Annotated in this window: 12 protein-coding genes; 7 read left to right on the top strand and 5 right to left on the bottom strand. The window is 58.6% G+C overall.

Annotated elements, in window-relative coordinates:
- Positions 1–77 precede the first annotated feature (77 nt).
- The 5 genes from glnA (at position 78) to ntrC (ending at position 5653) form a co-directional block, all read left to right on the top strand.
- Positions 78–1484 (top strand): type I glutamate--ammonia ligase, encoded by a 1407-nt coding sequence (gene glnA, locus F8N44_RS08355; protein WP_007909254.1) that lies wholly within the window; start codon positions 78–80, stop codon positions 1482–1484.
- Positions 1485–1770: 286 nt separating this feature from the next.
- Complete coding sequence (locus tag F8N44_RS08350; protein ID WP_150649986.1) at positions 1771–2283, top strand: DUF4124 domain-containing protein; 513 nt, start codon at positions 1771–1773, stop codon at positions 2281–2283.
- The gene (locus F8N44_RS08345; RefSeq protein WP_150649985.1) at positions 2280–2903 is read left to right on the top strand and encodes a DUF4124 domain-containing protein; all 624 of its coding nucleotides are present in this window, start codon (positions 2280–2282) and stop codon (positions 2901–2903) included. Before F8N44_RS08350 ends, F8N44_RS08345 begins: the two co-directional genes overlap by 4 nt.
- Positions 2904–3134: 231 nt before the next feature.
- Positions 3135–4220 carry a nitrogen regulation protein NR(II) gene (gene glnL, locus F8N44_RS08340; RefSeq protein ID WP_122593979.1) on the top strand — a complete coding sequence of 362 codons (1086 nt, stop codon included), beginning with the start codon at positions 3135–3137 and terminating at the stop codon, positions 4218–4220.
- Positions 4217–5653, top strand: coding sequence for a nitrogen regulation protein NR(I) (ntrC, locus tag F8N44_RS08335; protein WP_007909238.1), 1437 nt, complete (start codon positions 4217–4219; stop codon positions 5651–5653). The genes glnL and ntrC overlap by 4 nt, the downstream gene beginning before the upstream one ends.
- Before the next feature lie 657 nt (positions 5654–6310).
- Here the strand turns inward: ntrC and F8N44_RS08330 are convergent.
- Together F8N44_RS08330 and F8N44_RS08325 are read right to left on the bottom strand one after the other, a co-directional pair.
- On the bottom strand, positions 6311–8305 hold the full coding sequence (locus tag F8N44_RS08330; RefSeq protein ID WP_224794753.1) for a leucine-rich repeat domain-containing protein: 1995 nt from the start codon (positions 8303–8305) through the stop codon (positions 6311–6313).
- A 191-nt stretch (positions 8306–8496) separates the two neighbouring features.
- Positions 8497–8937: a hypothetical protein gene (locus F8N44_RS08325; RefSeq protein WP_150649984.1), complete on the bottom strand. Its 441-nt coding sequence runs from the start codon at positions 8935–8937 to the stop codon at positions 8497–8499.
- On the opposite strand from F8N44_RS08325, the gene F8N44_RS08320 reads away from it, so the two are divergent.
- Positions 8936–9391, top strand: coding sequence for a tRNA (cytidine(34)-2'-O)-methyltransferase (locus tag F8N44_RS08320; protein WP_007909235.1), 456 nt, complete (start codon positions 8936–8938; stop codon positions 9389–9391). The two genes, F8N44_RS08325 and F8N44_RS08320, sit on opposite strands and share 2 nt — an antisense overlap.
- A gap of 124 nt (positions 9392–9515) precedes the next feature.
- Here the strand turns inward: F8N44_RS08320 and secB are convergent, their stop codons facing one another.
- From secB to F8N44_RS08300, 3 genes are read right to left on the bottom strand one after another with little or no spacing between them, the layout of a single operon-like run.
- Positions 9516–10001: a protein-export chaperone SecB gene (gene secB / locus F8N44_RS08310; protein WP_007909233.1), complete on the bottom strand. Its 486-nt coding sequence runs from the start codon at positions 9999–10001 to the stop codon at positions 9516–9518.
- Positions 10002–10058: 57 nt separating this feature from the next.
- Positions 10059–10313: a glutaredoxin 3 gene (gene grxC / locus F8N44_RS08305; protein ID WP_150649983.1), complete on the bottom strand. Its 255-nt coding sequence runs from the start codon at positions 10311–10313 to the stop codon at positions 10059–10061.
- A gap of 1 nt (position 10314) precedes the next feature.
- On the bottom strand, positions 10315–10728 hold the full coding sequence (locus F8N44_RS08300; protein WP_016986346.1) for a rhodanese-like domain-containing protein: 414 nt from the start codon (positions 10726–10728) through the stop codon (positions 10315–10317).
- Between the two features lie 153 nt (positions 10729–10881).
- Here F8N44_RS08300 and gpmI point away from each other — a divergent pair, with 153 nt between their 5' ends.
- Positions 10882–12411 carry a 2,3-bisphosphoglycerate-independent phosphoglycerate mutase gene (gene gpmI / locus F8N44_RS08295; protein ID WP_150649982.1) on the top strand — a complete coding sequence of 510 codons (1530 nt, stop codon included), beginning with the start codon at positions 10882–10884 and terminating at the stop codon, positions 12409–12411.
- Positions 12412–12622 lie beyond the last annotated feature (211 nt).

The raw sequence follows: 12622 nt of genomic DNA, 5'->3' as shown, positions 1-12622 counted from the left end.
CTTGGCAGAGTATTCGCGCCGGCATCACCCAAATTCAAGGGCATCCACTAACAAGCCCGAAGCCACCCGGAGGACATATGTCGAAGACGGTTCAACTCATCAAAGATCATGACGTCAAGTGGATTGATCTGCGCTTCACGGACACCAAAGGCACTCAGCACCACGTGACCATGCCGGCTCGCGATGCGCTGGATGAAGACTTCTTCGAAGTCGGCAAGATGTTCGACGGTTCCTCCATCGCTGGCTGGAAAGGCATCGAAGCCTCCGACATGATCCTGATGCCGGTTGACGAAACTGCCGTTCTCGACCCGTTCACCGAAGACGCCACCCTGATCCTGGTGTGCGACATCATCGAACCTTCGAGCATGCAAGGCTACGACCGCGACCCACGTGCGATCGCCAAGCGTGCTGAAGAACACCTGAAAGCCACCGGTATCGGTGACACCGTGTTCGCCGGTCCAGAGCCAGAATTCTTCATCTTTGACTCGGTGAAATTCAAGTCGGACATCTCCGGCTCGATGTTCAAGATCTACTCCGAGCAAGGTTCGTGGATGTCCGACCAGGACATCGAAGGCGGCAACAAGGGTCACCGTCCAGGCGTCAAAGGTGGCTACTTCCCGGTTCCGCCGTTCGACCACGACCACGAAATCCGTACCTCCATGTGCAACGCACTGGAAGAAATGGGCCTGACCGTTGAAGTTCACCACCACGAAGTGGCGACTGCCGGCCAGAACGAAATCGGCGTCAAGTTCAACACTCTGGTGAAGAAAGCCGACGAAACCCAGACCCTGAAGTACGTTGTCCACAACGTTGCTGATGCATACGGCCGCACCGCGACCTTCATGCCGAAGCCACTGTACGGCGACAACGGTTCGGGCATGCACGTCCACATGTCGATCTGGAAAGACGGCAAGAACACCTTCGCCGGTGAAGGCTATGCCGGCCTGTCCGATACCGCTCTGTACTTCATCGGCGGCATCATCAAACACGGTAAGGCCCTGAACGGCTTCACCAACCCGGCGACCAACTCCTACAAGCGTCTGGTACCAGGCTTCGAAGCTCCGGTTATGCTGGCCTACTCGGCTCGCAACCGTTCCGCTTCGATCCGTATTCCTTACGTGTCGAGCCCGAAAGCCCGCCGTATCGAAGCACGCTTCCCGGATCCGGCTGCCAACCCGTACCTGGCCTTCGCAGCACTGCTGATGGCTGGTCTGGACGGCATCCAGAACAAGATCCACCCAGGCGACGCTGCTGACAAAAACCTGTACGACCTGCCGCCTGAAGAGGCGAAAGAGATCCCGCAAGTTTGCGGTAGCCTGAAAGAAGCCCTGGAAGAGCTGGACAAGGGCCGCGCGTTCCTGACCAAGGGCGGCGTGTTCTCTGACGACTTCATCGACGCTTACATCGCGCTGAAATCGGAAGAAGAAATCAAGGTTCGCACCTTCGTACACCCACTGGAATATGAGCTGTACTACAGCTGCTGATCCGGTAGCGCCGCGTTACGTGGCGTGAGTGAAAGAGGCCTCCTTCGGGAGGCCTTTTTTATTGCCCGCGATTTATGGCATCACGCAGATCCCTGTGGGAGCGAGCCTGCTCGCGAAGGCGTCGTATCAGTCGCCATCACTGTCAATGATGCACCGCATTCGCGAGCAGGCTCGCTCCCACAGGGGAATTGTGGTGTCTGAATGATCTCGGAATGTGTGCAGGGTTGGGCCAACCGCCGCGTCTGGCCTATGCTGCACCCCATCGCTTTCAATCCCGGTCGATTTCATGGGTCGCACCTTTTTCTACATTCTGCTGCTGATCGCCCTGCCCGCCGCCGCGCAGATCTACAAGTACACCGACGCCAACGGCAACACCGTTTACAGCGATCATTCGCCGGACGGCGTGCAGGCGCAGCCGGTGGAGTTGCCGCCGCTCAACCGTGTCGAGCCTCAGGCGCCGAGCGCACCACCCGCGCCCGAAGCCGACAACCGTGAGCCTGCGCACAACGCCTATGACATTCTTGAACTCGCGGGCCTGCCCAGCGAAGAAGCCCTGCGCGCCAACAACGGCACGTTCACCGTCCAAGTACTGATCAAGCCGCGCCTGCATCCGCCACATCAATTAAGGCTGGTGCTGGATGACGTGCCCTACGGCCAGCCGAGCAACGTGCCGATTCTGCAAATGGTCAACGTCGATCGCGGTGAACATCGTCTAGCGGTGCAGGTGATTGACGGGCAGACGATCATCCAGCAAAGCCCGCCAATCCCCCTCAGCGTACAGCGAGTGCACAAGCCATGATCCGCGCGTGGCTCCTCGCTGCATTAGCGCTGCTGACGCTGCAGGCTTCAGCGGAGGTCTTCACCTACACCGACGCACAAGGCAATCGCGTCTACACCGACCAGCCGCGTGGCAACGCCAAGCGAGTGCCCATCGCGACCAGCAATCGCATGTCGGCCAATCCAACAGCCGCCGCGCCGATCTCTACGGCGAAAAAATCCCCGGAGCAGCCACTGTTCCGCTACGACATGCTGCGCATTCTGGTGCCCGAGCCCGATGCCACGATTCGCAGCAGTGCCGGCGAAATCATCGTCAGCGTCACCAGCGAGCCGGGCCTGCAAAAAGGCCATCGCTATCGGCTGTTGCTGGATGGACAGGCTACCGGCGAACCAGGTCTGAGTCCGGTGTTCCCGCTGAACAACATTGATCGTGGCAGCCATAACCTTTCAGTGGAAATCCTCGACGCCGAAGGCCGCACCGTCGAACGCACCGCCAACCAGCCTTTCCACATGCAGCGCATTTCTCTTGCGCAAAAACGCCAGATCAAACCCTGCGTCGCCGAAGACTACGGCGTGCGCCCGGAATGCCCACTGAAAGACAAACCCGAAGAGCCGAAAAACCCCTTCCTGCGCTTCTTCTAACGCCGTTCAGCTTTGCGCACTATATTGGTGCGATAGGCTGCACCGTACCCACAATCCAACCCATTTTGGTTCGAAACTACCCGTGAGAGCTGGCCCTGTGCCACGCAAACGAGCGTCAAACGCCTGTTTCACGGGTTAAACGCTTCTTTTCGGAGCCTTGGTTTGGTTTTTGCATTTTGCGTTTAACGACGCCTGCTTCTTGCGCACGCTCCGCCCCCAAAAGAGGCCCTGATGACTATAAGTGACGCAATCCACCGTTTGCTGCTCGACAACCTGACCACCGCCACCATCCTGCTCGACGCCGAATTGCGCCTCGAGTACATGAACCCGGCGGCGGAGATGCTGCTCGCCATCAGCGGGCAGCGCAGCCATGGGCAATTCATCAGCGAGCTGTTCACTGAATCCACCGAGGCACTGAATTCCCTGCGTCAGGCGGTGGAACAGGCGCATCCGTTCACTAAACGCGAAGCGATGCTCACTGCCCTCACCGGCCAGACGTTGACCGTTGATTACGCGGTGACGCCAATCCTCAGCAATGGCGCGACCATGCTCCTGCTGGAGGTTCATCCGCGTGACCGCCTGCTGCGGATCACCAAGGAAGAGGCACAGCTGTCCAAGCAGGAAACCAGCAAGATGCTGGTGCGCGGTCTCGCCCACGAGATCAAGAACCCGCTCGGCGGCATCCGCGGCGCAGCGCAATTGCTGGCCCGCGAACTGCCGGAAGAAAGCCTGCGCGACTACACCAACGTGATCATTGAAGAAGCCGACCGCCTGCGCAATCTGGTCGACCGCATGCTCGGCTCGAACAAACTGCCGTCGCTGGCGATGTGCAACGTCCACGAAGTGCTCGAGCGCGTCTGCCAACTGGTCGAAGCGGAAAGTCAGGGCTGCATCACCTTGGTGCGCGATTACGACCCAAGCATTCCCGACGTACTGATCGACCGCGAGCAAATGATTCAGGCGGTGTTGAACATCGTGCGCAACGCGATGCAGGCGATCAGCAGCCAGAACGAGCTGCGTCTGGGCCGCATCAGCCTGCGCACCCGCGCCATGCGCCAGTTCACCATCGGCCACATCCGCCATCGTCTGGTAACCAAGATCGAGATCATCGACAACGGCCCGGGGATCCCGGCGGAACTTCAGGAAACCATTTTCTTTCCCATGGTCAGCGGACGCCCGGACGGTACCGGGCTGGGCCTGGCCATTACCCAGAACATCATCAGCCAGCACCAGGGCCTGATCGAGTGTGACAGCCATCCAGGCCACACCACGTTCTCGATCTTTCTGCCACTGGAACAAGGAGCCACATCGACATGAGCCGTAGTGAAACCGTATGGATCGTCGATGACGACCGTTCTATCCGTTGGGTTCTGGAAAAAGCCTTGCAGCAGGAAGGCATGACCACCCAGAGCTTCGACAGCGCCGATGGCGTGATGAGTCGTCTGGCCCGTCAGCAGCCTGACGTAATCATTTCCGATATCCGCATGCCGGGGGCCAGTGGTCTGGACCTGTTGGCGCGGATTCGCGAGCAGCACCCACGGTTGCCGGTCATCATCATGACCGCTCATTCCGATCTGGACAGCGCTGTCGCCTCGTATCAGGGCGGCGCGTTCGAGTACCTGCCGAAGCCGTTCGACGTCGATGAGGCGGTGTCGCTGGTCAAGCGTGCCAATCAGCACGCGCAAGAACAGCAAGGCCTGGAAGTCGTGCCCGCACTGACCCGCACCCCGGAAATCATCGGCGAAGCGCCGGCGATGCAGGAAGTGTTTCGCGCCATCGGGCGTTTGAGCCACTCCAACATCACCGTGCTGATCAACGGCGAATCAGGTACCGGTAAAGAACTGGTCGCCCACGCCCTGCACCGCCACAGCCCGCGCGCGGCCTCACCGTTCATTGCACTGAACATGGCGGCGATCCCCAAGGATCTGATGGAATCCGAGTTGTTCGGCCACGAGAAAGGCGCGTTCACTGGCGCGGCGAATCTGCGTCGCGGCCGCTTCGAACAGGCTGACGGCGGCACGCTGTTTCTCGATGAAATCGGCGACATGCCGGCGGATACGCAAACCCGTCTGCTGCGGGTTCTGGCGGATGGCGAGTTCTATCGCGTGGGCGGGCATGTGCCGGTCAAGGTCGATGTGCGCATCATCGCCGCGACGCACCAGAATCTGGAAACCCTGGTGCACGCCGGCAAATTCCGGGAGGACTTGTTCCATCGCCTCAACGTGATCCGCATCCACATCCCGCGCCTGTCGGATCGTCGCGAAGACATTCCGACCCTGGCCAAGCACTTCCTCAGCCGCGCTGCGCAGGAGCTGGCGGTCGAGCCGAAGCTGCTGAAAAGCGAGACCGAGGAATACCTGAAGAATCTGCCGTGGGGCGGCAACGTGCGTCAGTTGGAGAACACTTGCCGCTGGATCACGGTAATGGCGTCCGGGCGCGAAGTGCACATCAGCGACCTGCCACCGGAACTGCTGAACCTGCCGCAGGACTCGGCGCCTGTGACCAACTGGGAGCAAGCGTTGCGTCAGTGGGCGGATCAGGCCTTGGCGCGCGGTCAGTCGAGCCTGCTCGACAGTGCGGTGCCGGCGTTTGAACGGATCATGATCGAGACGGCGTTGAAGCATACCGCCGGACGTCGGCGTGATGCCGCGGTGTTGCTGGGTTGGGGGCGCAATACCCTGACGCGCAAGATCAAGGAATTGGGGATGAAGGTGGATGGTGGGGATGATGATGAGGGAGATGAGGGTTAAAACCTTGTTCGCTTGAGGGTAGTTGTGTACTCAGGATCCCCCCCTCACCCCAGCCCTCTCCCCCAAGGGGTAGAGGGGGAAGGGAGCCGATTTATGTGATGTTCAAAATCTGAGTTCGGCTCGGTATTTCACGTCGGCGTATTTCTCACAAACCCCGCGGTCAGTCCCCTCTCCCTATGGGCGGTCCGACGTTTCGGGAGGGTTAGGGTGAGGGGCCACCGTGCACCGCATCAATGCACAATGACCCGCGATCGCGCACAGCCGCATCGTCACATTCGCTTCTGAAACCAATGAAAAATCAACTAACCATATAAACGAAAGCCCCGAATTCCGGGGCTTTCGCGTTCCTCATCAGCTTTTTTGTTTCAACAGATTAAAACCTGGCACGCCCCCTGCAATACCTCTCACAGGTGATTCGTTTCACCACCCGTTTCGGGGACCTTGGTACAGGCAGGCCGGGGATTCCCCTCTTTACATCGGGCTCATACCGCAACGCGACGAGCCCACCCTTTTGGGATCCTTGGTACAGGCAGGCTGGGGGTTCCCTCTTTACACCGGACCGACGCCAACAGCGAAGTCCATCCTTTTGGGAACCCTGATACAGGCAGGTCAGGGATTCCCGCTTTTACACCCCTCGCCGAGGCGTTCAGCCCGGCGTTAATCGAGCTTGGGACGTTTGGGTAAATGATGCAGGGGCTGGTTTTGCCGCCCCGAGTCATATGCACGGATTTCTGCTTCAAGCCTGTCCAGCATTTTTCCGGGGCTGGGTTCATTGATCAGAATGTCTGTCAGCCGTGCCTTTTCGCTAGCGTCAGCTTTGACGTAGACCTCGAGAAACCACCAGACCCGCCGCTGCAGAAGCGGATACTCAACGTGAAACTCAGGCGTCCCGCTCAGTTTTCGGATCCCGGTCATCACGTGGCGCTCAGAATCGCCAAAACTGTCCCAGAGACTCAATTTCTCAGATAACTCCTTTGGTGGCACATTTCGCAGCCAAAGGTATGCCGACCGATCAAGACTCTCCTCTCCCAGCCAACTGTCAGTGCCTGTTTTTATACGCGCATGTATCAGACGGCGAAGGGAAGCTGGATCCGATACAGGATTGCCCATGAGATTGAAGCCGGCTCTGATCTCCACGGATTCGGGGATCGAAGCAATATGATTGTTCGCGAGATTCAATATTTTCCCGGGGATCTCAGACGTGATGCCCTCCGGAAACTTGTCTGCAACGGTGCTAGAAAGATCCAGCTCCTGCAACGCAGTCATTCCTTTGAGTGAAGGCACAATAGAGAGCGAATTGCCGCCGAGCTTCAATACCTCTAATCGTGAAGGCCCATTCTCGGTGCCAAGCCCTACTGGAGCCTGGTTGATTCCAGTCTGCGACAGATTCAGGACGCGCAACGCGTACATCCCGGTAACGTCCGGTGCCACTCTCAAAAAAGCATTCTGATGCAGATCGAGCACCTGCAAGCGCGCTCGATCAGGCATTTCGTTTACCACGGTAGTCAGATCTGACATTCCCCGAGCGTTAACAAGCTTCAAAATCTGCAGCTCGGTCATGCCGGCCAGGGAAAAACCGGGCTGGAAGTTACAATCCTGCAGATCCAGTTCCCGTAAACGGGGCAGCTTGGTCAACTGTTCGACGATGTCCGGCCCTATGCTGGGCCTTACGTAAGTTATTTGCCTGTTCAAGCCCATTCCTGGCCCCAATCGCATCTGGCTGGCCGCCGTCAGTATTTCAATATTGGGAAACTGCGCGAGAAAAACCTTCGGATTCAGCGGAATTTCCCCTCTCAGGGTGAGGGAAACAATGGAGCTGAATCGGGTTGAAAGATATTGATGAATCGGCCATATCGTGAGGTCAATTTCAATCTTGAATCCAACCAGTCGGCCCTCGTGGTAAACCCGCTCCTCTGGTTCACCTTGCCATTTGTACAGTCGGCGTAATTTGCGCCATACCGGCTGAAGCCTTTCGACCCCATAGTGATCGACATGCTTGAATTTACGCTCCCAAACACTGAGATCGCGATCCAGCTGAAGAAACCCGACCTGAATCCGCTTCAGTTCAGCTTCGGCTGCATCACTGTCATCAAAACGATCGATGAAGTCATCCGCATGTTGATCGGTCGCTTCGGGAAAGTATTTTTTGACCTGTGCCCGGTTAGTGGAGGTAACGTCCTCACGCAGGCGCCAAATGCCACTGTCGGTGTCGCGCAGCAGCACTGGGCCGGAGGGCAGCAGTTCGCCTGGAAGCTTAGCTCGATGCAGCCCCGTCTCGGGGTCCACGGCGACAAGCACAAATTCGCCATCGGCCACTTCAGCGTAGGTGCGCTTCTTGAATACCGTTAAACCCTCACTATTCACTTCCGGAAGAATTGCCCGGGCGTTGATTACGTAGTGGTCCAGCGCCGGCTGAGGTGTCGGCAAGCGAGTTTCAACGGGGATTGTCTGAACGACGACGGCCGGAGCCGGATGTGTGACATCAGTGTCTGTTGCGCCGGCTCGCGACTGCGGATTGTCGAGAGTAATACCTGAGTCGACGCCTCTGCGGCCTGAGGGACCGGGGAGCGAAGTGTCCACATCCACCGATCGGCCCGGGCTGCCGGGAACATCCACGTGAGTACCGCCACCGCGCGGTGGTTTTACTGGCATGTTTTTTCATCCTTGAAAAAGTCACCCTCGGCATTCGCCTGAGGGACGAAGGTATCGGCATCCTGCCGGTTTGAAAGAGAAGCGCACAATAGCGTGCGCAAGTGTTGAAAGAGATAGGAAAGGCAGACTGGCGCAGTGGGAAAGAACGCCAGCAAACGTAGGAGTACATGAGAGGAACGGCAGGTTTGCGATCAGTTCGTTTGCAAGCGAATCTCCAGCCGCCAGCGGTCGTCGACCTTGCTGCCGACCCAGTCTCCCTGTAATGGCCGCGCCGCCAGCACCGTCAGCAGCAAGCCACCGTCACTCGCTCGCGTACGCCAGTTGACGTCTTTGCCAGTGAGCTTGAGCTGTCCCTTCTGCGCTGGGCCTTCAGCCTGAAACAGCAGCGCCACCGTGCCATCGATGATTTCGCCGTGCAGCTTGGGTTCGTTGTTGAACCACACCAGCAAACCGCCATCGGTGACTTCAACCTGCTGCAGCACAGTCGGATCCGGCGTGGTCAGGCGGCCGATCATCAAACCGATCATCATGCCGACAATCGCCAGCGAACCGATGACTCGCGGCAATAGTTTCGAACGGTTGTCCACAGGCGGCGTAGAATGCCGCTCATCTTTACCTTCGGAGCCGTGCATGTTTCACGTCATCCTTTTTCAACCAGAAATTCCGCCGAATACCGGCAACGTTATCAGGCTGTGCGCCAACAGCGGCTGCCACCTGCATTTGATCGAACCGTTGGGCTTCGAGATGGACGACAAGCGCTTGCGTCGTGCCGGTCTCGACTACCACGAATATGCCACGCTGCAACGTCATGCGGATCTGGCCAGTTGCCTGGAGAGCCTGGGCAATCCACGGCTGTTCGCGTTCACCACCAAAGGCTCGCGACCGTTTCATGATGCCGCGTTTGTTCCTGGCGATGCGTTCATTTTCGGCCCGGAAAGCCGTGGCCTGCCGCCGGAAGTACTCGACGCGCTGCCGCCAGAACAGCGCCTGCGTCTGCCGATGCGTGAAGGCTGCCGCAGCCTGAACCTGTCCAACACAGTTGCCGTCGCCGTGTACGAAGCCTGGCGCCAGAACGACTTCAAATAACACCGCAAAACAAATGTGGGAGCGAGCCTGCTCGCGAAAGCGGTGTATCAGTCGACAAAACTGTCATCTGACACGCCCTCTTCGCGAGCAGGCTCGCTCCCACATGGGGTGTTGCTGAACCGTCTTACTGAACGGTTGGCGTCTCGCCGCTTTCCTGCATGCGCTGCAATTCTTGCGCGTACAGAGCGTCGAAGTTCACCGGAGCCAGCATCAGCGCCGGGAACGAACCACGGGTCACCAGGCTGTCCAGGGTTTCGCGCGCGTACGGGAACAGGATGTTCGGGCAGAACGCACCCAGGGTGTGGCTCATCGAAGCCGCATCGAGGTTCTTGATCAGGAAGATACCGGCCTGTTGCACTTCAGCGATGAAGGCGACTTCTTCACCGTTTTTCACGGTAACCGACAGGGTCAGCACGACTTCGTAGAAATCACCTTCCAGTGCTTTCTGGCGAGTGTTCAGATCCAGTGCGACCGCCGGATCCCACTGCTGGCGGAAGATCGCCGGGCTTTTCGGGGCTTCAAAGGACAGGTCGCGTACGTAGATGCGCTGCAAGGAGAATTGCGGTGCGGTTTCTTCTTCGCTGGCTGCAGTGTTCTGTTGGTCAGTCATCTCAGATCCTTATCGATCTTGGGTCTTTTAGGGAGTGCTGTACGTGGGTGCAGCCGTTCAGGCCTTGAGCAGCGCGTCGAGCTTGCCGGCGCGCTCCAAGGCGTACAAATCATCACAACCGCCGATGTGCTTACTGCCGATCCAGATCTGTGGCACGGACGTGCGCCCGGCTTTCTGAGCCATGGCGGCACGCACCTGCGGCTTGCCATCGACCTTGATCTCTTCGAAGGCCACGCCTTTGTTCTCGAGCAGGTACTTGGCTCGCGAGCAATAAGGGCAGTAATCGCTGGAGTAGACGATGACTTCGCTCATATCACTTCACCAACGGCAGGTTGTCGCCTTTCCAGCTGGAAATCCCGCCGGACAGCTTGGCGGCGGTGAAGCCGGATTTCATCAGTTCACGGGCGTGGGTGCCGGCGGTCTGGCCCAGGGCGTCGACCAGGATGATGGTCTTGGCCTTGTGCTTTTCCAGCTCGGCAACGCGCGCAGCCAGTTTGTCCTGGGGAATGTTCACCGCGCCAACGATGTGGCCGGCAGCGAAATCCTTGGCCGGACGGATGTCCACCACCACGCCTGCATCTTTGTTGACCAGCGCGGTCAGCTCGCCGGTGCTCAGGCTTTTACCGCCGCCCTGCATCGTGTGCGCCAGCAGCAGAGCCAGCAGTACGACGAAGATACCGACAAGAATGTAGTGGTTAGTGGCAAATTCAATCAGGTGAGCAACCATCGAAGGAGGTTCCAGGGCGTTAAAATGTCGGCCAGTATACACAGCCACTATGGTCGGCCAAACCCCGTCCGGCGGTGACGCGGTCGGAACTTAGCTTTAAACTCCAACTCCCTTTTCCATCGCCCTCTTCTTTATTAGCCACGAGTGGATTCCATGACGACTACGCCTAAACCTTTGGTCCTGATGATTCTCGACGGCTTCGGTCACAGCGACAGCCCCGAATCCAACGCCGTTTTCGCGGCGAAGAAGCCTGTTCTCGATCGCCTCTGGGCCACAGTGCCGAACGGCTTGATCTCGGGCAGCGGCATGGACGTCGGCCTGCCGGACGGTCAGATGGGCAACTCCGAAGTCGGCCACATGAACCTTGGCGCGGGCCGCGTGGTGTATCAGGACTTCACCCGCGTGACCAAATCGATCCGTGACGGCGAGTTTTTCGAAAACCCGACGATCTGCGCCGCTGTGGATAAAGCCGTGGCCGCCGGCAAAGCCGTGCACTTCATGGGCCTGCTGTCCGATGGCGGCGTGCACAGCCACCAGGATCACCTGATCGCCATGGCCGAACTGGCCTTCAAGCGCGGCGCCGAAAAAATCTACCTGCACGCCTTCCTCGATGGCCGCGACACGCCGCCGAAAAGCGCCGCCTCGTCGATCGAACTGCTCGATGCGACCTTCCAGGCACTCGGCAAGGGTCGCATTGCCAGCATCATCGGCCGCTACTTCGCCATGGATCGTGACAACCGTTGGGATCGCGTGGCTCAGGCGTACAACCTGATCGTCGACGGTAACAGCGAATTCAACGCGGCCACCGCGCAGGAAGGTCTCGAAGCCGCTTATGCGCGCGGCGAAAGCGACGAATTCGTCAAAGCCACGACCATCGGTGAGCCGGTGAAAGTCGAAGACGGCGATGCGGTGGTGTTCATGAACTTCCGCGCCGACCGTGCCCGCGAGCTGACTCGCGTGTTCGTCGAAGACGACTTCAAGGATTTCGAACGCGCACGCCAGCCGAAACTGGCCGGTTTCGTCATGCTGACCCAATACGCGGCGAGCATTCCTGCACCGTCGGCGTTCGCGGCGGGCAGCCTGGAAAACGTCCTCGGCGATTATCTGGCGAAGAACGGCAAAACCCAGCTGCGCATCGCTGAAACCGAGAAATATGCGCACGTGACCTTCTTCTTCTCCGGCGGTCGTGAAGAACCGTTCCCGGGTGAAGAGCGCATCCTGATCCCGTCGCCGAAAGTCGCTACTTACGACCTGCAGCCGGAAATGAGCGCACCAGAGGTGACCGACCGCATCGTCGACGCCATTGAAAACCAGCGTTACGACGTGATCGTGGTCAACTACGCCAATGGTGACATGGTTGGCCACAGCGGCGTGTTCGACGCGGCAGTGAAGGCTGTTGAATGCCTCGACACCTGCGTCGGCCGTATCGTTGATGCACTGGAAAAAGTTGGCGGCGAAGCGCTGATCACCGCTGACCACGGCAACGTCGAGCAAATGGCCGATGAATCTACCGGCCAGGCGCACACCGCGCACACCACCGAGCCGGTGCCGTTCATTTATGTCGGCAAGCGTGACCTTAAGGTGCGTGAAGGCGGCGTGCTGGCGGACGTGGCCCCGACCATGCTGAAACTGTTGGGTCTGGAAAAACCGGCGGAGATGACCGGCACTTCTATCCTGGTCTGACCCGGATCACCAGAACACCGCAAAACCCTGTAGGAGTGAGCCTGCTGGCGATAGCCATCTGACAGTCAACTACTCTGTTGAATGTCAGTAAGCCATCGCCAGCAGGCTCACTCCTACAAAGGTTTGTGGTGTTTTTCAGGCCAGTTATCACACAGCCCTAATTGGGCGTTTTTTTTGCAGCCTCGGGCGGGCATACTAGGCCGTCCATTAC

It is taken from the genome of Pseudomonas fluorescens, assembly GCF_902497745.1.
Classification (GTDB): Bacteria; Pseudomonadota; Gammaproteobacteria; order Pseudomonadales; family Pseudomonadaceae; genus Aquipseudomonas; species Aquipseudomonas fluorescens_BM.
This window is presented reverse-complemented; position numbering and strand designations above follow the sequence as displayed.